At 67.8% G+C, this 23,360-nt stretch carries 19 protein-coding genes; 8 read left to right on the top strand and 11 right to left on the bottom strand.

The features are described from left to right. The first annotated feature begins 59 nt into the window (after positions 1 to 59). From JOF29_RS35605 to JOF29_RS35590, 4 genes are read left to right on the top strand one after another with little or no spacing between them, the layout of a single operon-like run. Entirely contained in the window at positions 60 to 989 is a 930-nt protein-coding gene (locus JOF29_RS35605) for a carbohydrate ABC transporter permease (protein ID WP_209698747.1), read from the top strand. Beyond that, complete coding sequence (locus JOF29_RS35600; protein ID WP_209698746.1) at positions 986 to 1,873, top strand: carbohydrate ABC transporter permease; 888 nt, start codon at positions 986 to 988, stop codon at positions 1,871 to 1,873. Before JOF29_RS35605 ends, JOF29_RS35600 begins: the two co-directional genes overlap by 4 nt. A gap of 26 nt (positions 1,874 to 1,899) precedes the next feature. Beyond that, complete coding sequence (locus tag JOF29_RS35595) at positions 1,900 to 3,189, top strand: sugar ABC transporter substrate-binding protein (protein WP_209698745.1); 1,290 nt, start codon at positions 1,900 to 1,902, stop codon at positions 3,187 to 3,189. Then, positions 3,186 to 4,394 (top strand): mandelate racemase/muconate lactonizing enzyme family protein, encoded by a 1,209-nt coding sequence (locus JOF29_RS35590; protein ID WP_209698744.1) that lies wholly within the window; start codon positions 3,186 to 3,188, stop codon positions 4,392 to 4,394. Before JOF29_RS35595 ends, JOF29_RS35590 begins: the two co-directional genes overlap by 4 nt. 81 nt (positions 4,395 to 4,475) lie before the next feature. Here the strand turns inward: JOF29_RS35590 and JOF29_RS35585 are convergent, their stop codons facing one another. Next, a complete protein-coding gene (locus tag JOF29_RS35585; protein ID WP_209698743.1) occupies positions 4,476 to 5,105 on the bottom strand; it encodes a bifunctional 4-hydroxy-2-oxoglutarate aldolase/2-dehydro-3-deoxy-phosphogluconate aldolase in 630 nt (209 codons plus the stop codon). Next, complete coding sequence (locus tag JOF29_RS35580; RefSeq protein ID WP_209698742.1) at positions 5,098 to 6,078, bottom strand: sugar kinase; 981 nt, start codon at positions 6,076 to 6,078, stop codon at positions 5,098 to 5,100. Before JOF29_RS35580 ends, JOF29_RS35585 begins: the two co-directional genes overlap by 8 nt. An 84-nt stretch (positions 6,079 to 6,162) precedes the next feature. Here JOF29_RS35580 and JOF29_RS35575 point away from each other — a divergent pair, with 84 nt between their 5' ends. After that, the gene (locus tag JOF29_RS35575) at positions 6,163 to 6,921 is read left to right on the top strand and encodes an SDR family NAD(P)-dependent oxidoreductase (protein ID WP_209698741.1); all 759 of its coding nucleotides are present in this window, start codon (positions 6,163 to 6,165) and stop codon (positions 6,919 to 6,921) included. 11 nt (positions 6,922 to 6,932) lie between these two features. Here the strand turns inward: JOF29_RS35575 and JOF29_RS35570 are convergent, their stop codons facing one another. The 8 genes from JOF29_RS35570 to JOF29_RS35535 form a co-directional block, all read right to left on the bottom strand. Next, positions 6,933 to 7,937: a golvesin C-terminal-like domain-containing protein gene (locus tag JOF29_RS35570; protein ID WP_209698740.1), complete on the bottom strand. Its 1,005-nt coding sequence runs from the start codon at positions 7,935 to 7,937 to the stop codon at positions 6,933 to 6,935. After that, positions 7,934 to 9,427, bottom strand: coding sequence for a glycoside hydrolase (locus JOF29_RS35565; protein WP_209698739.1), 1,494 nt, complete (start codon positions 9,425 to 9,427; stop codon positions 7,934 to 7,936). Before JOF29_RS35565 ends, JOF29_RS35570 begins: the two co-directional genes overlap by 4 nt. 138 nt (positions 9,428 to 9,565) lie before the next feature. Beyond that, complete coding sequence (locus JOF29_RS35560; protein ID WP_209698738.1) at positions 9,566 to 13,297, bottom strand: glycoside hydrolase family 2 TIM barrel-domain containing protein; 3,732 nt, start codon at positions 13,295 to 13,297, stop codon at positions 9,566 to 9,568. A gap of 105 nt (positions 13,298 to 13,402) precedes the next feature. Beyond that, a complete protein-coding gene (locus JOF29_RS35555; RefSeq protein WP_209698737.1) occupies positions 13,403 to 14,152 on the bottom strand; it encodes an SDR family oxidoreductase in 750 nt (249 codons plus the stop codon). Beyond that, the gene (locus tag JOF29_RS35550; protein WP_209698736.1) at positions 14,149 to 15,204 is read right to left on the bottom strand and encodes an ABC transporter permease; all 1,056 of its coding nucleotides are present in this window, start codon (positions 15,202 to 15,204) and stop codon (positions 14,149 to 14,151) included. The genes JOF29_RS35555 and JOF29_RS35550 overlap by 4 nt, the downstream gene beginning before the upstream one ends. After that, complete coding sequence (locus tag JOF29_RS35545; protein WP_209698735.1) at positions 15,201 to 16,736, bottom strand: sugar ABC transporter ATP-binding protein; 1,536 nt, start codon at positions 16,734 to 16,736, stop codon at positions 15,201 to 15,203. The genes JOF29_RS35550 and JOF29_RS35545 overlap by 4 nt, the downstream gene beginning before the upstream one ends. Before the next feature lie 41 nt (positions 16,737 to 16,777). After that, positions 16,778 to 17,809 carry a substrate-binding domain-containing protein gene (locus JOF29_RS35540; RefSeq protein WP_209698734.1) on the bottom strand — a complete coding sequence of 344 codons (1,032 nt, stop codon included), beginning with the start codon at positions 17,807 to 17,809 and terminating at the stop codon, positions 16,778 to 16,780. 60 nt (positions 17,810 to 17,869) lie between these two features. Beyond that, a complete protein-coding gene (locus tag JOF29_RS35535) occupies positions 17,870 to 19,612 on the bottom strand; it encodes an IlvD/Edd family dehydratase (protein ID WP_209698733.1) in 1,743 nt (580 codons plus the stop codon). An 83-nt stretch (positions 19,613 to 19,695) separates the two neighbouring features. On the opposite strand from JOF29_RS35535, the gene JOF29_RS35530 reads away from it, so the two are divergent. From JOF29_RS35530 to JOF29_RS35520, 3 genes are all read left to right on the top strand, one after another. Beyond that, positions 19,696 to 20,592: a dihydrodipicolinate synthase family protein gene (locus JOF29_RS35530; RefSeq protein WP_307863854.1), complete on the top strand. Its 897-nt coding sequence runs from the start codon at positions 19,696 to 19,698 to the stop codon at positions 20,590 to 20,592. Next, positions 20,589 to 21,284 carry a FadR/GntR family transcriptional regulator gene (locus tag JOF29_RS35525; protein ID WP_209698731.1) on the top strand — a complete coding sequence of 232 codons (696 nt, stop codon included), beginning with the start codon at positions 20,589 to 20,591 and terminating at the stop codon, positions 21,282 to 21,284. The genes JOF29_RS35530 and JOF29_RS35525 overlap by 4 nt, the downstream gene beginning before the upstream one ends. A 95-nt stretch (positions 21,285 to 21,379) precedes the next feature. After that, positions 21,380 to 22,897, top strand: coding sequence for a right-handed parallel beta-helix repeat-containing protein (locus JOF29_RS35520; protein ID WP_209698730.1), 1,518 nt, complete (start codon positions 21,380 to 21,382; stop codon positions 22,895 to 22,897). A 44-nt stretch (positions 22,898 to 22,941) separates the two neighbouring features. Here the strand turns inward: JOF29_RS35520 and JOF29_RS35515 are convergent, their stop codons facing one another. Continuing rightward, a complete protein-coding gene (locus JOF29_RS35515; protein ID WP_209698729.1) occupies positions 22,942 to 23,340 on the bottom strand; it encodes a DUF4440 domain-containing protein in 399 nt (132 codons plus the stop codon). Positions 23,341 to 23,360: the final 20 nt, after the last annotated feature.

Here is a 23,360-nt window from a genome sequence, read left to right as displayed (position 1 = left end):
ATAGACCCTACCGTAGATCGTATATTGACTCAGTTAGTAGATCGTATATCGTATGAGTCATGTCTGACCGAGTCCAACTGACGATTCCCGGTGGTCGCTCCGCCGTGTCGCGACCGAGCGTGCCGCGGCGAGCACGACGCCAGGTCTTTCCGGTCTTGCTCGTCCTGCCGGCAGTGACGCTGCTGACCGCCGTCCTGATCTACCCGTTGATCGGTGCTGTGATCGATGCGTTCTTCGACCACAACCTGCTGGTCTCCGGCCGTACCTTCACCGGCCTCGACAACCTGGCCAGTGCGGCCAAGGACCTCTGGCCCCTCCTCCGTACGACGCTGCTCTTCGCCGTCCCGGCCACGCTCCTGCCGTTCCTGATCGGTCTGGTGGCCGCGCTCGGACTCAACCAGCGGATGCGCGGTCGCGGGATTCTTCGCTCGGTGCTGCTGGTGCCGTGGATCCTTCCAGGCGTCGTGGTGTCGTTCCTGTGGCTATGGATCTTCGACGCGAACTACGGCGTACTCAACGGGGTACTGCGCTCGATCGGGCTGATCGACTCGAACGTCGGCTGGCTGGACTCAGGCACCGGTGCGTTGCTGGCGGTCGTCGTCGCACGGTGCTGGTCCACGTTCCCCTGGATGATGGTGATGTTGCTGGCCGGCCTCCAGGCCCTCCCTGCCGGTGCGATCGAGGCCGCCCACGTCGACGGCGCGAACGCCCTGCAGCGCTTTCGGTTCATCACCTGGCCCTCGCTGCGCCCGGTGGCCGGCGTCGTCGTGCTGCTCGAGTTCATGTGGAACTTCCAGCACTTCGACACCATCTACGTGCTCACCGGCGGCGGGCCTGCCAGGGCGACCACGACGTTCTCGCTCGCGGTGTACGAAACCGCGTTCAAGGGGTTCGACCTCGGCAAGGCGAGCGCGATCGGCCTGCTCTGGCTGGCGTTCCTGCTCCCGATCGTCCTCATCTACCTGCGCATCACGGAGAACAAGTCATGACCATCGCACCGCTCCCCCGGAGCACGTTCGGACGGCGCCGGCCGGGTGGCCCGACGGACGAGTCCGGCCCAGTACGGTGGCTGCGCCGTACGTCGCTGACCTTCATCGCGCTCTTCGGTCTCGCGCCGGCCTACTGGCTGGTGACGACCGCGATCAAACCCGACGGCGACGTCTTCGAGTTCCCGCCGCGGCTGATCCCCAGCTCGCTGACACTGAGCCATCTGTCGACGGTGCTGGGCAACCACGACGTACTGCGTTATCTCGTCAACAGCCTGCTCGTCTCATCGGTCACGGCGCTCGGAAGTGTTGCCATCGGCAGCTACTGCGCCTACTCGTTCTCCAAGTTCCGTTATCGCGGCCGCCGGACGATCATGCTCACGTTCCTCGTGTCGCAACTGTTCCCGCACGTGCTGCTGCTGACCACGATGTACGCCTTGTTCAGTGCCCTCGGGCTGCTGAACACATACCTCGTGCTGATCATCGCCTTCACCACTTTCACGCTGCCGCTGTGCGTCTGGATGCTCAAGGGAGTGTTCGACGGCATTCCCGACGAGATCATCGAGGCGGCGAAGATCGACGGCGCCGGCCAAGGTGTCATCATCCACCGGATCCTGCTGCCCCTCGTCCGGCCGGGCCTGGTCGCAGCCGGGATGTTCGCGTTCATCCGCGGCTGGAACGACTTCGTCTTCGCGCTCACGCTGTCCGGCGACAGCACCCGGACCTTGCCGCCGGGACTCGTCAACACCTACCTCAGCGAATCGAGCAACCGCTGGCCCGAGCTGATGGCCGCATCACTCGTCTGCTCGCTGCCTGTCGTGCTCATCTTCCTGCTCCTGCAGCGCCACTTCGTCGCCGGTCTCAGCTCCGGCGCCGTCAAGGCCTGATCCGTTCACCCGAAAGGAACCGCACCATGTCAACAACGAGATTCGGCCGGCTGCCAACGGTCCTCGGTCTCGCACTCGGTACCGCGATGCTCGCGGCCGGCTGCTCCGGTGGCGGCGGCTCCGCCGCCCCGGCGCCCGGCACGGACAGCAAGCTCCAGGACTTCACGTTCACCAGCTGGTACTACGGCGAGGACGCGCAGAAGGCCCTGATCACAACCGAGGCCGACGGCTTCACCAAGGACAAGGGCATCAAGGCGCAGCTCTCGTCGTACCCCTTCGCCGAATACCGCAACCAGGTGCTGCTGCGGGCCCGGAGCCATGACCTCAAGGGCGCGGCCCAACTCGACATCGCGGACCTCAACTCGCTGTCCCAGCTCGGAGTTCTCGCGGACCTCGGCGCGTACGCGAAGTCCGGTGGCTACACCGAGGCGGCCCTCAAGTCCGGTCAGATCGACGGCAAGCAACTCGGCCTGCCCTGGTACACCGGATCGATCGGCCTCGTCAGCAACCAGGCACTGCTGCAGAAGGCCGGCGTAACGTCCGCACCGAAGACGATCGCCGACTTCGAAGCGGCCCTGAAGAAGATCAAGGCCCTCGGCGGCGACTATGTCCCGTACGCGATGACGACGAAACCCGAAACCATCAAGGACGTCATTCCGTGGTTCCGTACCTTCGGCTCGCCGATCGTCGACGGTGACCAGATCAAGGTGAACGACGCCGGCGCAGTGGAAGCGCTCACCTGGCTCAAGTCGCTGCTCGACCAGAAGCTGATCAGCCTCAACATCGGCCGGCCCGAAGCCCGCACCTTGTTCAGCCAAGGCCGGACCGCGTTCTTCGACGACGCCAACCAGGTCCGCGGCACGATCAAGAACCAGGCGAAGGACCAGACGCTGCTGCAGAACACCGTACCGATCGCGCGGCCGGTCAAGCAGGCCGGCGACACCCCGCAGTCCCTCGCGTGGGGCGGCCTCGTGGTCGTCTTCAAGGACGGCCCGGCCGGCACCGCCGCGAAGTTCGCCGGATACCTGACCAGCGACACCCCAACGGCGATCAACCGGTACAAGGCCATCGGCTCCGCACCGACCACCCAGGCCGCACTCGACTCGCCGGCGTTCAAGTCCGACCCGTACAGCTCCGCCTGGCAGACGGCGATCACGGCCAACGCCCAGCCGGACCCCCTGTGGCAGTTCCCGGCGTACGGCCAGATGGAGAGCGCACTCGCCGCGCACGTCCAGGCCGCGCTGATCGGCAAGGAGACCCCGCAACAGGCACTGGACGCCGCGAACGGCGAGATGCAGGCACTGGTGAAGAAGTGACCCAAGGCCTTCCCGCCCCCGAAGACCGCGCCGAACACCCCGGCACGGTCCGGATCGCCACCGTCGAAGCGATCCCGCTGACCGCTTCGTTCGCCGACCTCTACCCCGGGGAGACCGTCCCGGACTGGCTCGTCCATCCCGCCGCAAGCCACCGGACGCTGCGCCGCTCCGGCCAGTTCAGCACCTTGATCGTGCTGACTGCCACCAACGGCCTGCAGGGCATCGGCGAGTGCTACGGGCTCCCCAGCCCCGCGGTCACCAGCCGGATCGTCGACGAGATCATCGCCCCGCTGGTCATCGGCGAGGACGCGCTCGCGATCGACGTCATCTGGTCGAAGGTCTTCGGCGCGATGAGCGGCGGCGGCCACCTACGCGGTTTCTACCTCGAGGCCATGAGCGGGGTCGACATCGCCCTGTGGGACCTCAAGGGAAAGGCCCTCGGGCTGCCGATCCACCGGCTCCTCGGCGGCCCGCACCGCGAACTCGTCCCGGTGTACGCCAGCCCGGTACCGATGTGCTCCGACCCGGACCAGTCGGCCCGGATGGCCCGCAACTTCGTCGACCAGGGCTTCCGGGCGCTCAAACTCAAGCTGGGCCGCGGGCGGAACACCGATCTCGCTCATGCCCGCGCTGTCCGAGCAGCGATCGGCGACGACATCGAACTGCTGGTCGACCTCAACTGCGCCTACACCAGCGATATCGCCCTGCCGATCGGTCTCGCGCTCGCCGAACTCGGGATCACCTGGTTCGAAGAGCCGTTGGCCGTCGACGACCTGGCCGGATACCAGAGGCTGCGCAGCCACCTGCCGATGAGCCTCGTCAACGGCGAGACGCTGTTCACCCGCTACGACTTCCGGGAATACCTCGTCGGCGGAGCGGTCGACGTGATCATGCCGAACGTCGCCCGGGCCGGCGGCCTCTCGGAGTCGCTGAAGATCGCCGCCCTGGCGGGTGCCTTCCACGTCGACGTGGCACCGCACGGCGTCGGGTCGGCCGTCGGCGTCGCAGCCAGCCTGCACCTGTCGGCCGCGATACCGAACTTCCGGACGTTCGAGTTCAACCAACTGCCGAACCCGCTGCGCGACTCGCTCACCGTCGCGCCGTTCCAGCTCGTCGACGGCTGCCTTCCGGTCCCCGAGGGCCCCGGCCTGGGCATCGAGCTCGACTGGGACCGCGTCGCCGGCTGGCGGACCGACGGACGCTGACTACGAGTCTTGCTCCCCTCCCCCACGCGAAGGGCCCGAACCGAAAGTTCGGGCCCTTCGCCGTTGCCTGCGCTCAGTCGTTCATGGCACGTCCCTCCCGATCAGATCGGCCAGCTCGGACTCCGCCGCGTCGGCGAACGAGGCACCGAGCGAGACCGCGAGCGCACCGGAGTCCAGGAACTCCTTTGCGTTGTGAACACCGACACCACCAGTCGCCACGAAGGACACCTCGGGAAACGGCCCGCGCATTGCCGCGATCACGGCCACTCCGAGCACAGACGCCGGGAACAGCTTCAGCCAGCGGTGCCCGAACGCCTGTGCCCGTTGAACTTCGGTCGGGGTAGCCACGCCGGGAAGATGCGGCATGCCGGCGGCCAGGCTCGCCGCGGACACGACCGGATCGAACCCCGGCGCGACCGTGAACATCGCACCGGCGTCGCGGACTTCAGCGACCCCTTCGGCACACACGACCGTTCCGGCACCGGCAATCGCTCCAGCCGAGCGAGCGGCTTCGGCCGTGGCCTGCAAGGCACGCAAGGAAACCGGGCCCTGCGCAGGTACCTCGACGGCTTGGATACCGGCGGCCCACGCCCGCTCGGCCAGCTCGACAGTGCGCTTGGGCGAAAACCCGCGGAGGATCGCCATCACGTGGGTGGTCGCCAATGCACGGTCGAACCACTCATCGGCGTTCGCCATGGACAGTTCAGTCATCAAGAGCCTCCTTCAAGGCAAACCAGTCCCGGCCCGCGGTCGCGCGCCCGAGCAGGCCCGCACTGTCGCGGATCAGCTCGCCCTGGTCATCACGGCTCCGGAGTGCGTAGCCGGCCACCAGATGTCCCAAGCGCAACGCCACCACTGGGTTCGCGCCGGCCAGCCGGGCATGAATCCACCCGGCCGCGAATGCGTCACCCGCACCGACCGGTTCAACGACGTCCACCGGCAATGCGGAGACGTCGTACCTATCGTTGTGCGTCAACGCGCTCGCCGACCGTGAGCCGTCCTTGACGACCACCGTGCACGGATCACCCAGTAACCGACGCACATCAGCCGGCGTCTCCGTGTTCCAGAGCGTGCAGGCTTCGTCGAGCCCCACCAGCACCGTGTCGGCGAGTTCTGCCGTCGCGGCGAGAGTTGTCGCCGCGGTCTCGCGATGCGTCCATAGTTGCGGCCGATAGTTGATGTCGAACGTCGTCTGTACCCGTTCCGCCCGCGCCTCCATCAGCAGTTCGCGGACCATGGCGAGGGTCGACGGCGACAAGGCAAGCGATACTCCGGTCACATGAATCGACCGCGGCCGGGCGGCCAAGATGCGGTCGACATCATCCGGTCCGAGACGACTCGCGGGCGATCCGTCGCGGTAATACGAGACACGTGATCCGGTAGGCGAAGGGTCCTTGAAGAAGACGCCAGTACGTCCGCCGGGTTCTCGCTGGACCAGCGTCGTGTCGACGTCACCCGCCGCCACAGCGGCGAGCACCCGATCGCCGAGCGCGTCGTCGCCGACCCGGCTCACCCATCCGGACGGCGTGCCGAGCGCAGCCAGGCCCAGTGCGACGTTGGACTCGGCCCCGGCGACGTGAACAGCGAACTCGGCAGCGGTGGCCAAGGACCGTCCGTCGACCGGTACGACTTGCGCCATCGTCTCGCCGACACAGAGCACGAGGCCTGCGGGCGGGTCGTCCATGACAACCTCATTTCCACGGGGCGACCGTCGCCCCGCAGTGAGCTACGATATGCGATATACGACCTGCGTTCCAGAGGAGTCCGGATGAGTCGAACAGTCGTGGTGACCGGCGCGGCCGGCGGCATCGGCCGCGCGGTGGCCACACGCTTTCTGGCCGAGGGGTACGTCGTCGCCGGGATCGACGTCGTCGACCCGGAGATGGACGGGGTGACGTTCCACCGCGCCGACGTCACGAATCCGGACGACGTCACCGCCGCGTTCGCCGGGGCTACCGCGAGCGGGGTCGACGTTCTCGTCGCGTGCGCCGGGCTGACCAGCGGATCGCCGCTGCACGAGACCACGATCGACGACTGGAACGACGTACTCGCCGCCAACCTGGGGTCCGTCTTCCTCTGCACACGGGCGGTCTTGCCCGCCATGGTCGCCGCGGGGTCCGGAGTCGTGGTGACCGTCGGATCGGTCCTGCACCGAACGACGGCTCCGGGACTGCCGGCGTACGCGGCTGCCAAGGGAGCGGTCGCGGCACTGACGCGTCAACTCGCGGTCGACTACGGACACCACGGATTGTGCTTCGTGACCGTCTCGCCAGGCTGGATCCGGACGCCTGCGACCGAGTCGCGGCTTGGCGACACGGCCGACTTGGTGCGCCTCGAGGAGAGCAACCCGATGCGCCTGCTGGGCACACCCGAGGAGGTCGCTGCGACCGTGGCCTTCGCGGCGTCGCCGGACGCACGACTGCTCAACGGCTCCGAGCTAGTGCTCGATGCCGGATCATCCGTCGTGAGTCCGGCGAGCCTGCTCCGCGATGGCCACCGCCGGCAACTCGGCCTGCCGCCTCTCTGAGCGCCGAACGCTCAGGCCCGCAACCAGGCGACCTGCCAGGATCCGAGCGCGCATGTCCCCGCAGCGTTGGTCGATCGGACCACGTAGTACGCCTGCGGGCCTGGCGGTACGTCGATGAAGGTCGTCCCGGTGACCGTGGCGATCACCTGGCCGGCCCGCCCGCTGCGCGTCGCCTTCTCGATCCGGTAGCCGGTCGCACCCAGCGACGGCTGCCATTGCAGGACTGCCTTCGGACCGTTGCCGGTGACAACCAGTCCTTGGACGGCCTCCAACGGTGCACCTGCCGCGTACCGGACCCGCACCGTGCGCGACGAGGGCCCCAGGCCGGCGCCGTTGACACCCGCGACCGTGAACACGTAGTCGGACCGCGAGTCGAGCGACAGGTCGAGGTAGCCCGCACTGACGACTTCGGCGACCTCCTCGGGCTGCTGACCGGCAAGCGCCCGCCGTACGACGTACGACGACGCCCCGTCCAGCGTCGGCCACGAAAGCTCCGCATAGTTGCGCCCAGCAACGACGTCGACCTGCGGCCCGGACGCCAACGGCGGAGGTGGCGGTGCGAAACGGACGGCGTCGGCCTGGACGTAGGTCGCCGCACCATTTGGCTTCGGCGCGACATCCGCCACGCGCAGCTCGACGTACTCGTCGCCCGAACCCGTGAACGCCAGCGGGCCTCGGCCGAGTTGCCTCCAGTAGCCGCCCGCCACGGTCTGGTCCAGCACGAAGACCGACTCCTGACCACCGTGCCGCACCCGATAGGTCACCGCGTCCGCGCGGTCACCATTGCCATCCGGGAGCCAGACGGACACGGCGTAGTCCCCCGCGGTCGCAAGTGCCGGACGCCACCGCACCACGCGCGCGACCTGCGAGACCGCGTTGCGGTTCGTGTAGGCGTAGTCGGTGCCGTAGAGGTGCGGCTGGAAGGACGAGTTCGTCCAGGTGCCGGTGAACTCGGCTTGCGGATTGTCGACGACGACCTCTGCGACGACCTGCTGCGACGTTCCGGCGGTGCTCATCGGCTGCTCTCCTCGGTCCAGAACTCGATCGCGTAGGGCGGTACGGCGATGCTCAACTGCGGTCCGGTCTTCGCGCCGATCGACAGTGCGTTGGTGTCGTGCGCGTAGCGGCTTCCGGTGAACGCGGTATTGTCGCCGACCGCGACCGTGTAGGTGAACGGGGTCGCCGTACGGTTCGTGACAGCGAACGAGCGCGTTCCGCCCGGCGCGAGCCACGCCATAACCCGATGGTCACCGTCGATCGAGGGCTCGTCGACCTCGACCCGCACCGAGTCCCAGGGCAGGTGCCGCAGGAAACCGGCGACACCGTTCCAGTTCATCGGATTCCAGGTCCAGTGGCCCTTCGGGAGATCCGGGAAGTGCGAGAAGTCGTCCTCGTCCCAGGGCCGCCAGAAGCCGAGCGAGTAACCGACCGCCTCGGCGTTGTACGTCGGCTTGAGCGCATGCAGCCAGACCCAGGTCGGAGAGTCCTGGAACGTCATCCAGTTCATCACCGACTGGGCGGTGTTCACGGTGTACCAAGGCGTCCGGGCAGTGTTCCACGACAGGTATTCGAACTCGTTGTTGAACACCGGCCGATGCTCGTTGTCGACCTGCAGGTCGTGCTGCAGTTCGTAGTTGGTGTCCCAGCCGATGTGGTGGAAGGTCCAGCCGTCGACGAGCGCGAGGGCTCCGCGGTCGGCCCGGATCCGGTCGCACCCGACACCGTGCTGGCCTCCGAGGCTGTTGGCATGGATCCGCACCTCCGGGAACGTCGACCGGATCCGGCTGGCGGCTGTCCGGAAGGCGTTGTAGTACAGATCCGGCGAGTAGTCGCAGCCGGAGTAGTTCGGCGTGATCCCCGGTTCGTTCTGCAGACCCCACCAGGAGACCGGCAGACCGTGCTGCTTGAGGTACCGGACGTCCTGGACGAGCGCGTCGGCGAACTCGGACAGGAACGGCTGATCGCCGCTGTTGAGCGTCCCCCTGACGTAGGAGCCGGTCGATTTCCAGGCCGGCGCCGGTGACCAGTACTCCACCATCAGGCCCTCGGTCTTCGACCGCCGGATCATCGTCGCGAGCTCGTCCAGCTGCTCCGGCCAGCGACCGATCACATTCTTCTTGTCCGGCGTGAGACCCCGCAGATAGAGCCCCATCGCGAGCCTGCAGAAACGGAAGCCCCGCTGGCCGCCGGCCCGCAGCATCTCGTCGTACAGCCGGTCTCGTTCGCTCTCGACAAGGTCGTGCGGAACTGAGGTCGTGGCGTCCGGGAGGCCGTTGTTCCCGGAGCCGATGGAGTCACTCTGGATCTCGTAGCCCAGGCCGAGGATCGTCTGGCGCGGCCTGCGCCATTGCACGACGTACGTCTCCCCACCGACCTCGGCAGGCGCGGCGACGGCCTCGCGGGGCAAGGCAACAGCGACGGCGGCCGTCCCGGCGGCGCCTGCAAGGAAGGTCCGTCGCCGGACGCCGGCTTGGGCGGCAGGCGGTACCACATCATCGGTAAGCATGACGGCGACGATATGCGAAATACGATCTACTAAACAAGAGCTCACCATCTGAGATCGGCGAGGCAGTGCCTCAGGATTGACGGGGCCCGGCTGGATGCACCGTTACTTCCCACGGTGCGTCCAGCCGGGCATGAAGTGTCAGGCCAGCAGGCGGAGGCGGGCCGTGGCGCTGTAGTTGGGCGGCAGCACGATGGCCGGGTCGGTGTAGTTGCCCCACGAGAGATCTGGGTAGTTCAGCCGCGCGGTCGTGATCAGGTTGACTCCCGGCTGGATCGACGCGAACGGGTCAGCGGACTCGACGTCGAACGCATCGACGGCTACGTAGACGTCGGTGGCGGCAGGGTTCTTGTCTCCCGTCACTCGTACTGTGACCGTGTGCTCACCGTCGAGCAGTCCTGTCCGCGCGAACACTGTCTGCGCGAACTGTTTGCTCGCGGCGTACAGATCGACCCGTGTGGGAGTGCCGCCGTCGACAGAGATCTCCGCGATCCCCTCGTTCGGGCCTTCCGGGCAGACAACCCGGATCCCGGTGCCACGGAAGGTCGTCCGTGCCGTCGCTCCGGCCTCGCTGCTGTAGGACTCGGTCTGTCCGAGAGCGCCGGCGGTCGAGCCGCTCGTCGTGTCCGCGTGGGACCAGGTTCCGTCGTACCGAACCTGCCCGGACGCATCGTCGACGACGCTGCTCACGATCCGGAACGCGTCGACCAGCGCGTACGTCCCCGAGGAAGCGGCGTTCTTCTCGCCGGTGCACTCGATCTTGATGCTGTGCTCGCCGTACGGCAACGCGTCGCTGCGGAAGACCAGTTGCGCAGGAACCTTGCCGGGACCGTAGAGGTCGAGGGTCGAGACGGCCTTCCCGTCGATGGAGATCCTGACGATGCCGAGATTGGCGGCTTTCGCGGAGTAGAACCCGACACCGGTTCCGGTGAATGCCAGCTCGGCGCTGGCGCCGGACACGCTGGCGAACGATTCGGTGCCGAAGAGGTCGCCGGCCGTGTATCCGGACGAAAGATCGGCGTGGGTCCACGCTCCTGCGTAGCTGATCTGCGGTGACGCGTCGTCGACCACCGGAGACTCGACCCGCGCGAGCCGAACCGAGTCCGTGCCGCCTGACTCGACCTGAACACCGTGCCCCTGGGCTCCAACCGTCGCCTTCGCGAGCCGGACGTTGGCCTTGCTGCTCCGGAAGTCGTTGGTCCAGTGCGGCGCACTGTCCTTGCCGAACAGGTAGTAGCTGTGCGTGTCCTGCGCCCACGGCCAGCTCGGCTGCGTCCGGTACCCGTCGGTTCCCGCTGCGCGCGACTTGCGTGCGGTTCCGGCCACCCGGCCGATGTGGTCGTCCGGGTACGCCGTCCACTGACCGTCGCGTTGCCAGCTGAGCGTGTCGATCTCATCGGGCATCACGTAGCTGATCCCGACGTCGCTGACGGCGCCACTCGGCGGGTTGGCGATCGTGTACGACGTGGTCAGCAGACCGCGGCCGTCGATGGCGACCGTGATCGTCGTGTTCATGGACCCGAATCGTCCGGCGAGCGTGACGACAACCTGACCGTCGCGGGTGGTGACAACAGCCGAACCGGCCGTCCACTGACCGGGGACTGCCCGCGAGAGCATCAGGTCCGGTCCGCCGGTCAGTACGAGTGCTCCGCCCGCGGTGGCCTCGACAAGCCGGCCCGCGACTTTGTCGAACACCACGGTGAAGGGCGAGTCGACGCCGGTGACCGTGATCCGGCTAGGGGTCTCCCGGACCACGGGCGTGGTGCCGCCGGGTGCGAGGAAGTCCGGAGTCGTTCTGTTGTTGAGCCAGATCCGGTATTCGTCGACCAGAGATCCGCCGCGGGAGAAGGTCAGCGCGAGCACGTCCCCCGATCGCCAGGAGCCGGCCGGAACGGTGAGCGTTCCGGATTTCCGGGCAGCGATGTCGACCCCGCTCAGCCTGCCGGATCGGTTGCCGATCTTCCAGGCGATGGTGAGCTCACCGAGGTTCGTGTGGTCGTGCCAGTTCGTCACCGGCACCGCGATCGCCGCGCCGGGTGTCTGGCCGGTCAGGACGCCGTCCGCGATCTGCACCGGAGAGAACGCCTTCTTGGTCAGCCAGTGCTCGGGTTTCGGCCGCCGCCACAGGTCGACGATGCCCCATTCGCCGTAGCCGACCGGGCCGGCCGGAAGGTGGAAGACCTCGTCGATCGCGGCCCAGATGGAGCCGCCGACGACACCGTTCGTCGTCCGGAATTTCGCCGCGAGCTTCGCGATGCTGTGTCCCCAGAAGTCCCGAACACCAGGATCGGCTCTGAGCGTGTCGACGTTGTAGCACGGCACGTGCGCGAATTCGCCGTACTGCACCGGCTGCGTCGGGTTCCCGTTCGCGTTGCCGAGGTTCGGGTAGTGGCCGCTGTAGACGTCCGCCTGGTTCCCGCCGTTGTGCTGGGCAACATCCTCGAACACGGTCGGGCGGGAGGGGTCGACCTCGTGCGAGTACGTGTTCTCGGCGGCGAAGTTTCGGCCCATGCCACTCTCGTTGCCGAGCGACCAGTCGATGACGCTCGGGTGGCTCCGGTCCCGTTCGAGCATCTCCACGTACTGCGACATGTACTGCTCGGTGTACGCGGGATCGTCCACCGTGCCGTACTGGAAGCACACCGGCGCCTCGACCTCGACGTACAGACCGAGTTTGTCGGCCCAGTCGAGGAACGCCGGCGTCGGCGGGTAGTGCGAGGTCCTGACGAAGTTGCAGTTGGCCTCCTTGTACCGCCTGGCGGCCAGCTCTTCCATCGAGGCGTTGGTCGACCGGCCCTGGGCCTCGGTGATGCTGTGGTGGCAGACACCCAGCAGATGTACCGGCTGCCCGTTCACCAGCAGCTGGTTGCCCTGGACCTCGACCTGACGGAATCCGATCCGCCGGACGACCTGCTCGGTCGTGCCCTTGGACTTGAACGTCGCCGTCAACGTGTACAGGTTGGGATGCTCGGCGTCCCACTTGAGCGGCGCCTTGACCTGGATCCCAGCCGTTGCCTGGGGCATCGAATCGGTGAGCTTCAGCGTCGACGGCGAGATCGCGACCGGCCGGCCGGCGGGGTCGGCCAGGTTCAGCTCCACGACGCCGTTCGTGCCTCCACCGAGGTTGCCGACCGCAGCCGTCACCTCGAGGGTCGCGTCCCGGTACGCCGCGTCGAACCGGGTGTCGACGTGCAGCCGGCTGAGGTACGAACCGGGTAGCGCGACCAGCGTGACGTCCCGCAGGACGCCGCCGATGATGTGGTGGGCATAGTCCGACTGGCCCGCAATACTGGTCGCCCGGTCGGTGACCCCGACCGTGACCGTGGCCGCACGGCCGGGTGTCACGAGCGAGGTGATGTCGGCGTACCAGGTCGTGAATCCACCGTCGTGGTCACGCACAAAGGTCCCGTTGACCCACAGCCGGGCGTAGTTGTAGACGCCGTCGAACCGAAGCAGCACCCGTCGGCCGGCGAAGTCGGCCGGGATCGGCAGGCTCACGACGTAGGCGCATTCGGCGTCGGACCGGACCGTCTGGCTCTGCAGGGCGGGTTCGCCCGGCACCGCGATCGGTTTCCAGGAGGCGGTATCCGTCCCGGCCGACCAGAACGATGGCGGCGGCGAGCTGGAGTACCGCCACCCCGTTGTCACCGGGATCTGCGGGTTACGGACCCCGGAGACCGACGCGGGCAGCGGTGGGATGGACGGCAACGGACGAGTGGTCGCGGCATGAGCCGGACCGGTCAGGAAGATGCCGTCCTGTACGGCGGTGAGCAGGCCGGCAGCGGCCAGCCCCTTGAGGGCCGTACGCCGGGTGAACTGCGAACGGGGCTGGTCCTGTTCGATCGGATCAGCGTCGGGCGGGTACGAGGTCATCGGATACCTCTCCTAGCAACTAGGCAGCTACGTTGTTACATAGTGGTGAAGTGCTTCCGGCCGAGCCCAACAGCTCAGCCGGACGTTCTTCCGGGAAGCACGAGCTCAGGCGAACCGGACGCCGAGCCCGCCGTCGATCGCCCAGTCGGCGCCGGTGACGTAACTGGCCGCAGGCGAGGCGAGGAAGCACACGACCTCGGCGACCTCGTCCGGTGTGCCGATCCGCCCGAGCGGGTGGACGTCGAGGATCGCCTGCTCGGCCGCGGCCGGGTCCTCCGACCGGCGGACGAAATCATCGTGGATCGGGGTCCGCACGTAGCCCGGGCTGACCGCGTTCACCCGGATGCCGTGCTCGGCGACATCGAGCGCCAGACTCCTGGTCAGACCGACGAGGCCGGACTTCGCGGCGGCGTACGGGAACATCCCACGCATCGTCAGCCGGGAGTGCAGGGACGCGATGTTCACGATCGCCCCGTGTTTGCGCGCGATCATCCCTGGCAACACGGCCCGGGCGCAGAGCCACGCCGACTTGAGGTCGACCGCGAAGACCGCGTCCCAGTCGTCATCGGTCATCGTCGTCGCATCGCCGTACGCGTTCCGGCCTGCATTGTTGACCAGCACCGTGAACTCACCGAGCTGGCCGGTGAGGCTCGCGACCGCGGCCTCGACCTGTTCGCCGTCAGAAACATCCGCGACGACTCCGACACGTCCGTCGGCCGGCTCCACCGGGCGGAGGTCGATGATGCCGACCTTCGCCCCCTCCCGGTGAGCCACCGCAGCGATCGCGGCACCGATTCCCTGTGCGCCACCCGTCACCAGAACGATCTCGCCCAGCAGCCTGCCCGCGCCCGTCATGTCGGCATCCCGACCCGGCGCTCACCGTTGCGCAGTTGCTGGATCACCACGGCGATCACGAGAAGGGAGCCGCGGGCAACGTTCTGCCAGAACGGGTTGACACCGAACAGGGTGATCCCGTTGTCCAGCACTCCGAGGAGCAGCACGGCCAGGACGGTGCCTGCGATCGTGCCGCGCCCACCCTGCAGAGCGCAACCGCCGAGAGCGGCCGCGGTGACCGCCTGCAGTTCCAGACCCTCACTTCCCGACACTGGTTGCCCCGAACCGGTTCGTGCCGTGATCATGACGCCGGCCAGAGCCGCGGCGAAGCCGGTGACGGCGTACACCGCGATGATGTACCGGTTGATGTCGATGCCGGCCAACCGGGCAGCGGTGTCGTTGCCTCCGACCGCGTAGATGTTGCGGCCCAGATCGGTGTACCGCAGTACCAGGTGGGCCAGGGCCGCGATCAGCAGGAAGATCCAGATCAGCGTCGGGATACCGGCGATCGCGCCCCGCGCGATGAACACGAACACCGGACTCGCACCGGTGTAGCCCTGCGCGCGGCCGTCGGAAATCAGCTGGGCGACCCCTTTGTACGCCGCCAGCGTGGCCAACGTGGCGACCACCGGATTCACCCGGCCGTACACGATCACACAGCCGTTGATCAGCCCGGCGACCACGCCGACTCCCAGCGCCGCGAGGATCCCCAGCAGCGCGTTCCCGCCGGTATGCATGAACACGAGTGCGGTCACCACCGAACCGACGCCGGCCGATGACCCCACCGAGATGTCGAGGCCGCCGAGGATGATGACCACTGTCTCGACGATCGCCAGGATCCCGATCACCGAAACGGCCTTACCGATGACCTGGTAGTTCGCCACGGTGAAGAACGACGGGAACCTGCCACCGATGACAGCGACCAGGACCGCAAGGGCCATCAGCAGACTGACGTTCTGCACACCGATCAAGTCGAGCACCCGACGGGTTGGACCGCGCCGCTGATCCGCGGCGGGCTCCGGGGCGCTGCCCGTATCACCTCGAGCCGTCACGACGGCCTGCTTTGCGCTCACGATTCGTTCTCCCTGTCGATCTGTTCGTCGTGTTTCATCGCGAGCCGGAGAATCTCTTCCTCGCTCGGGCCGGCACCGAGCTCACCTGCGAGCCGGCCTTCGCGCATGACGAGGATGCGGTCGGCCAGCGCGATCACCTCCGGCAGCTCCGAGGAGACGATGAGGATCGCCGTACCGTCGGCGGCCAGCTCGTTGATGACGGCGTAGATCTCGGCCTTCGCGCCGACGTCCACGCCCCTGGTCGGTTCGTCCAGAATCAGCAGATCCGGCTCACGGGCCAGCCAGCGTGCGAGGACGACCTTCTGCTGGTTGCCGCCGGACAGCTTGCGGACCTGCTGCTCGGCGCTCGGCGTCTTGATCCGCAGCGACTGCAGGAAGCCATTCACGACCCGCTGTTCGCGGCCGCGCTGCACGAATCGGAACCGGCGCATCCGGTCGAGCACCGCGAGCGAGACGTTCTCCCGGACGCTGCGTTCGAGGATCAGCGCCTCGGCCTTCCGCTCCTCCGGCGCAAACCCGATTCCTGCCCGGATCGCGTCGCGCGGACTCCGAAGCCGCAACCGGCGGCCGTTCATACTGACCGTTCCGGCCAGCAGGGGCAGATCGCCGACGACGGCCTTGACGAGCTCCGACCGCCCCGCGCCGACGAGCCCCGCCAGCGCGACCACCTCGCCACGGCGTACCTCGAAGCTGACGTCACGGACGTCCGCGCTGGTCACGCCGGACACGGCGAGGACGACCTCGCCGGCAACCCGCTCCGGGCGGGTCATCGCCTGCAACTCGCGGCCGACCATCATCCGCACCAGCTCGTCCTCATCGGTCTCTCCCGCCTGCCGGACACCGACCAGCCGGCCGTCGCGGAGCACCGCGATCCGGTCGGCGATCTGGAAGATCTCCTTCATCCGGTGGCTGACGTAGATCACCGCGACGCCCTCGTCGCGCAGCCGGCGGATGAGGCCGAAGAGGATGTCGACCTCGTGGTCCGACAGGGACGACGTCGGCTCGTCGAACGCGACCACACGTACGTCGCCGACCAGCCCGCGCATGATCTCGACCAGCTGCCGCTGAGCAGGCGAGAGCCGCCGGCCCAGGGTGCCGGGCTCCAGCAATCCCGTCAGACCGAGTCGCTCGAGATCATCCCGGCACTTCTCGCGCGCCGCTCCTCGCGAATAGATCCGTCCGCGCTGCGGCAACGCGCCGGCATAGACGTTCTCGGTGACGTCGACATCCGGGATGATCTCGGGCTCCTGCGCGATCACCCGGATCCCGGCCCGATGCGCGGCCGCCGGCGACGAGTGCCTGGTCTCGGCGCCGTCGAGCCGCAGGCTCCCCTCGTCCGGCCGGTAGTCACCGTTGATGATCCTCAGCAACGTCGACTTACCGGCACCGTTCTCCCCCATCAAGGCGAGCACCTCGCCGCCGCGGACCGCGAGATCCACCTCTGTCAGGGCCCGTACGCCGACGAACCGCTTGCTCAGGCGCTCGGCGACGAGAACATCGCGGCTACCTGGCCGTCCGACTGCTGCAACCACGTTGTGACCTCCTCTTCCCACCGGCTGACCCGGATGACGGGTCAGGTGCAGACAAGTCCGCTGCTCTTCCAGGTCTTCGCGTCGACGATCTCGGTCTTGGCGATGGTGCTGGGCGGTAGCGGCTTCTGGTCCCGCAGATGGCCGACCAGTACGTCGACGGCCGCGCTGCCGACGGCCGGACCGCCGATGTAGAGCGCTGCCTTGTTTCCCGTGCTCTGACCGGCGTTCCAGTCCTTACAGGTCAGATAGGCGCCGAGCCCGACACCGATGATGTCGGCCGGCGCGACCTTGCCGTTCTGCAGCGCCGTGACGATTCCGGTCTCGTTCTCGTCGTTGCAGCCCCAGGCGATCCAGTGCTTGACGCCCAGGTTGTCGGTCAGCGCTGCCCCGGCCTTGTTCAGTGCATCGGCCGCCGAGTTGTCGGTGCCCAAGGCAATCGTTTTCGGGATCTCGCCGGCCCCGATGCCGGTCTTGAACGCCTCCGCGGCGCCCTCGACCCGATCGCTGCACGTCTTCAGGTCCTGCTTCCAGCCGGCAACGATCCGGGTGTCCGCAGCGGTCCACCCGGCCGCCTTGTAGAGCTCAGCGGCCTTCTTGCCGACCTCCTGGCCCATGCCACGCCCGTCGAAGCCGACGAACGGTGCCGGCTTTCCGTCGCCCGAGGAGATCGCGTCGTCGGCGGCCACCAGCGGAATGTTCGCCGCTTTGGCCGCATCGACGACCTGCGGACCGATCTTCTGGTCCGGGACCACGATCGCGATCCCGTCGACCTTCTGGGCGATGACGTTGTCGAGTTCGCTGATCGCCTTGTTGGCGTCCGTTCCCAGGTCGACCACCTTGACGTCGACGTCGCCGAGCTTCTTCGCCTGCTCTTTCGCTCCGGTCGCCTCGTCCACGAAGTACTGCTGATCGCCCTGCTTCTGCAGCAACGCGATGGTCAGCTTGCCGGTCTTCGCAGCACCTGCGGCCGGCGCATCGGACGGCTGTGCGCCGCTCGAGCAGCCCGCCGCCAGCACGGCGAGGGCGCCGGCCGCGGCGAGAAGGACGACAACACCGCGTCGGGTGCGCTTCATGAATCCTCCGGTTGATCTGTGTGATGTCTGGCGTATGTACAACTACTCGGCGGTCGGGAACTAGAACGGGACGGCCGGTACCGCGTGTCCGCTGCCGCCGCGCAGGAAGTCGAGGTCCACGCCTTCGTCGGCCTGGAGAACGTGATTCCGGTAGAGGCCGACCCACCCGCGCTCCGTCGCGGTGCGCGGTACCGGCTGTTCCTGACGACGCCGATCGAACTCGGCGTCGTCGACGACGAGGTGCAGCTTCCGATTCACCACGTCCAGTTCGACGAGGTCACCGTCGCGGACGAACGCGAGCGGACCACCGACCGCGCTCTCCGGCGCTACGTGCAGGACGATGGTGCCGTACGCCGTACCGCTCATCCGCGCGTCGGTGATCCGGACCATGTCGGTGACGCCCTGCTCCAGCAGCCTGACCGGGATCGGCAGATTGCCGACCTCCGGCATACCCGGATACCCGCGCGGCCCGGCCTGTCGCAGGATGAGCACGGTGTCGGCACCGACCTCGAGCTCCGGATCGGCGGCCGCCACGTGGTACTGCTCCAGCGAGTCGAAGACGAGGGCCGGACCACGATGGCGAAGCAGAGCCGGAGTAGCGGCAGAGACCTTGATGACGGCACCGTCGGGGGCCAGATTGCCGCGGAGTACGGCGGTCGCGTTGCCCGCGGCCTGAACGGGGTCGTCGATGGTTCGTACCGCCGGATGCCCGAAGCTCTCGACTGCGGCGACGTTCTCGGCCACGGTGTGCCCGGTGACTGTGAGGGCATCAGCACGCAGTACTGGCAGGATCTCGCGCATCACCACCGGCAGCCCGCCGGCCGCCGCGAAGTCGTCCATCAGAAACCGCCCGCTGGGCTTCAGGTCGACCAGCAGCGGCACGTCGCTACCCCACGCGTCGATGTCGTCCAGGGACAGCTCCACACCCGAGCGACCGGCAATCGCCAGCAGGTGCAGTACGAAGTTGGTGGACCCACCGATGGCCGCGTTGACGCGCACCGCGTTCTCGAAGCTGTCCCGCGTCACGATCCGCGACATGGTCAGTCCCTCGCGTGCAAGCTCGACAACCCGCCGGCCGCTACGTTCGGCCGCGACCTGCCGGCGGGCGTCCATCGCGCCGATCGCGGCCGTGCCGGGCAACGCGAGCCCCAGTGCCTCGGCCGCGCACGCCATCGTCGACGCCGTGCCCATCGTCATGCAGGTTCCGGCGCTGCGCGACATACAGCCCTCCACCTCGGCGAGCTGTCCGCCGGTCATCCGGCCGACGCGGAACTCCTCAGTGAACCGCCAGATGTCGGTCCCGCTGCCGATCGGCTCTCCCCGGTACGACGACGACATCATCGGCCCGGCCGGCACCACGAGAGTGGGGAGATCGACGCTGGCCGCCCCCATCAGCTGCGCCGGAATCGTCTTGTCGCAGCCGCCGAGCAGCACCACCGCGTCGACCGGGTTGGCCCGCAAGGTCTCCTCTACGTCCATCGCCATCAGGTTGCGGAACAGCATCGTCGTCGGCCGCATCAACGGCTCGCCGAGGGAGATCGTCGGGAACTCCAGCGGCAGTCCACCGGCTGCGATCACGCCGCGCTTCACATGCTCAGCGAGCGTTCGCAGCTGCGAGTTGCACGGATTGAGCTCGGAAAAGCTGTTGGCAATCCCAACGACTGGCCGGCCGTCGAACACCTCGTCCGGAAGACCGAGCGCCCGCAGGTGCGAACGAGCGATGAACCCCGCCTTGCCCTGGTCCTGCAGCCATGCCGCGCTGCGGAACGGCTCGGACGAGGGCGACTGTTTTCTCTGGAACACGGTCGCAGCATCACTGCTTAGCTGCTAAGTTGTCAACAGTACGCAGACAACCTGATCGGGAGGTCCCTGGCATGCTGGGTGGAGTGACCCCTGTCCTCGAGACGCCGTTTCGTGGTGACGAGAGCATCGACGAGCCGGGCTTCGCCCGCGTCGTGGACGCGATGCTGAGCGCCGCGGTCCGATCGGCGATGTTCCCGGGGTTCGCCTCCGAGTACCACAAGCTGACCGACGACGAGCGGGCCCGGCTGACCCGAATCTTCCTCGAACACACGCGTCGGCAGCCAGGCTTCTCGGCGGTCGTGTCGGTGCCCGACCACGCCACCCGGGTTGCCGTTCGCCGGGTGCGGGAGGCGGTCGACGCGGGCGCAGCCGCGATCAACGTCCTGCCGCCGCACTACCTCGGCCCGTCCAGGGCTTCGGTGGTTGCCCACCTGGTCGCCGTCCTCGAAGCGGCGGGCCGGATCCCTGTCGTCCTTCAGTACGCTCCGGCGCAGACCGGAACGGCCCTTGACGCGCAGGTCATCGCCCGACTGGCCGCCGACCATGCGAACCTTGCCTACGTGAAGGTCGAATCGACACCGCCCGGGAGACTGGTCGAGGCACTGGCCGCCGGGCAGCCACCCGTTCGGTCGATGGTCGGGTACGCCGGTGTCCAACTCCCCGACGCTCTCGCTCGAGGCGTGGCAGGGGTTCAGCCCGGCTGCTCGTTCGTCGAGATCTACCAGCGGATCTGGAGTCTCTGGCAGCAGGGCGACCATCGGAGCGCGGCCACGCTGCACGCGCGATTGTTGCCGTACATCGCCTACTGGATGCTCGACGTCGAGCTGATCATCGCGGCCGAGAAGGAGATCTCCGTCCGGCGAGGATGGTTCGAGTCGGCGGTCTGCCGCGGACCCGGCTGGCAACTGGATGCCCAGGAGCACGCTCGCATCGACGCCTTCATCGACGAATTCGGCACAGAACTGGGGATCCCGGCATGAGCATCGAACGCACCACCCTCAGCGATCACGTCGCGAAGGGCATCGTCGCGGACATCGCGGAACGCGGCCTCAAAGCCGGCGACGAGATCAGGGCCGAGGGTGAACTGGCCGAGCTCTACGGCGTCAACAAACTGGTGGTCCGCGAGGCAATCAGGACCCTGGTCGCACGCGAGATCCTGGTCTCGAGCCAGGGCAAGCGGGCCCGGGTCTCCACTCCGTCGCCGGCCGTCTTCGGGCAGATCCTCGCCTTCCGCCTGGGCCAGCGATCGATGGCCATGCGAGACCTCATCGACACCCGGATCGTCGTCGAAGGTGCGCTCGCAGCACGGGCCGCGGAACGGATCGCCGACGGCTCGGGCGACGTCAAGGCGATCGAGAAGTCCCTGGTGGACATGCGGGAGCCCGGGTTGACCGCGGAGGCGTTCATCTCGTTCGACCTGCAGTTCCACGACGGCATCGCGGACCTCGCCGATGCCTCGATCCTGTCCTTCATCCTGTCCGCCATGCAGGGCGTGCTCCTGGACACCCGCCGCGCGAGCTACGCAGGCCGACGCAAACGCCAGGCCGGCGTCGACCGGACGATCGAGGAACACCAGGCGATCCTCGATGCCATCGCCGCCGGCGACCCCGCCCGGGCGACCGCGGCAATGACCGGCCATCTGAGCGAGACAGGCCGCGACCTCGGCCTGTAGGTGCTGCGGCAGCACCCAGATTGCGCGTTTATGCACGCAGCTCAAGGGAATACGTCACTAGCAATCACCCTCTCACCGCCCTCGGAGGTCTCCTCATGATCAGGTTCCGTTCGCCTGCTTCCCTTGCCCTGGCCGCAGCCTGCCTGGCTGTCGTCGTCCCCGTGCCCGCCTCGGCCGCCGGTCCGGGCACGATCCACGTCGACTGCGCTGCGACCGCGCCGGGCGACGGCTCGGCCGCGCGACCGGTCACCAGCCTCGACGCCGTGAACGCGACCCGTCTCCGTCCGGGTCAGCTCGTACTGTTCCGGCGCGGCTCACGCTGCACCGGAACACTCGCCCCAACCGGCGAAGGCCGACCCGGTGCGCCGATCCAGATCGGCGCCTACGGCCCCGGCGCGCGGCCGGTGATCGATGCCGCGGGCAGACCGGACGCGGTCCTGCTGCGCAACACACAGTGGATCGAGCTCCGCGACCTCGAGATCACCAACGCCGCCGCGCCCGGCTCCAACCGGCGCGGCGTACACGTCCAACTCGAGAACTACGGCCAAGGCCACCACTACGTCCTGCAGAACCTGAACGTCCACGACATCTGGGGCGACGACACCAAGAGCACCTCGGGCAGCGACGGCATCCTCTTCTCCGTCGTCGGCGACGAACGGGCCAGCAGCTTCGACGACGTCCGCGTCGTCGGCAACCGCGTCGCCGGAGTGAATCGCGGCGGCATCCGGCTCGTCGTGTCGCAGTGGGAACAGCGCGCCCAGGTCGGCAGTACCGCGCCGTACACCAAACCATGGACCCCGAACACCCACATCGTGGTCAGCGACATCGGCGGCGACGGCATCGTGATCCTGACCGCCCGCGACGCCGTTGTCGAGGGCAACCACATCGCCGGGTTCCAGCGCCGGTCCGCCGGCTACAACGCGGGGCTGTGGCCGTGGAACTCCGACGGCACGGCCTTCCGCCACAACGAGGTCTCCGGCGGGACCACCACCCGGGACGGGATGGCCTTCGACGTCGACCAAGGCACCGACGGTACGACGTTCGAGTACAACTACAGCCACGACAACGCCGGCGGATTCCTGCTCCTGTGCAACGCCGCAGGCCGCGTCGCGAACGCCGTGATCCGGTACAACATCAGCCAGAACGACTCCTACCGCGGCGTCGAGATGTGCTCCGGCGGACTCGAGAGCGCACACGTCTACAACAACACGATCTACGTCGGCGACCGGCGATCGATGACCGTGATCAACGAGAACACCACGGCACCACACAACGTCCGCTTCGACAACAACATCGTCGTCAAGGCAGGAGCCGGTACCGCGGCGATGCGCCTCCAGCCGGGAACCGCCGTACGCCCCACCCACAACATCCTGTACGGCGTCACCGGCGCCGGCGACAACCCGGGCGGATCAACCGCCGACCCACTGCTGGACACCCCCGGTAGCGCAACGGGCATCAGCGACCTCGACGGCTATCACGTCCGGACCGGCTCACCCGCACTCGACGCCGGCACGATCATCCCCGGCAACGGCGGCCGCGACATCTTCGGCCAACCCGTACCCGCGAATCGCCCCCCGACGATCGGCGCAGCCGAACGACCAGCAGCCGACTGACAAGCCTCCCTGCGGCGTTCGGCAGCAACTGTCGCGGGCGCCGGTCAGGTGTGGTCGTACCAGGCCAGGGCCGAGATCCGCCAGCCGTCGGGTGAACGGACGAACTGGATCGTCTTGGTTCCGGTGCCCTCGTACGGCCGGCCGTCGAGCGTTCCCGACTTCTGGTAGTCGCTGCACCGGGTGGCGAGGTCACCGTCGATGTCGGTGCGCTCGGACACCTCCCACTCGGAGAACTCGGTCAACCTGCCGTCCGACAGCAACCTCTGGCGCGGCTCGATGAAGTCCTCGACACCGTAGACGGTGAACTCTGGACGCGTGCAGACGATCACCCCGGCCGGCAGCACCAGCCGGCGGATCCGATCCACCTCGGCGACCCGGCCGCCCCGGTTGTCGAACGCACCGAAGAACTCGGCGGTCACCCGGTCAATCTCACCCTTGGACATCGTGCGATCGTACGTCGCAC

Source organism: Kribbella aluminosa (assembly GCF_017876295.1).
GTDB classification, from domain to species: domain Bacteria; phylum Actinomycetota; class Actinomycetes; order Propionibacteriales; family Kribbellaceae; genus Kribbella; species Kribbella aluminosa.
This window is presented reverse-complemented; position numbering and strand designations above follow the sequence as displayed.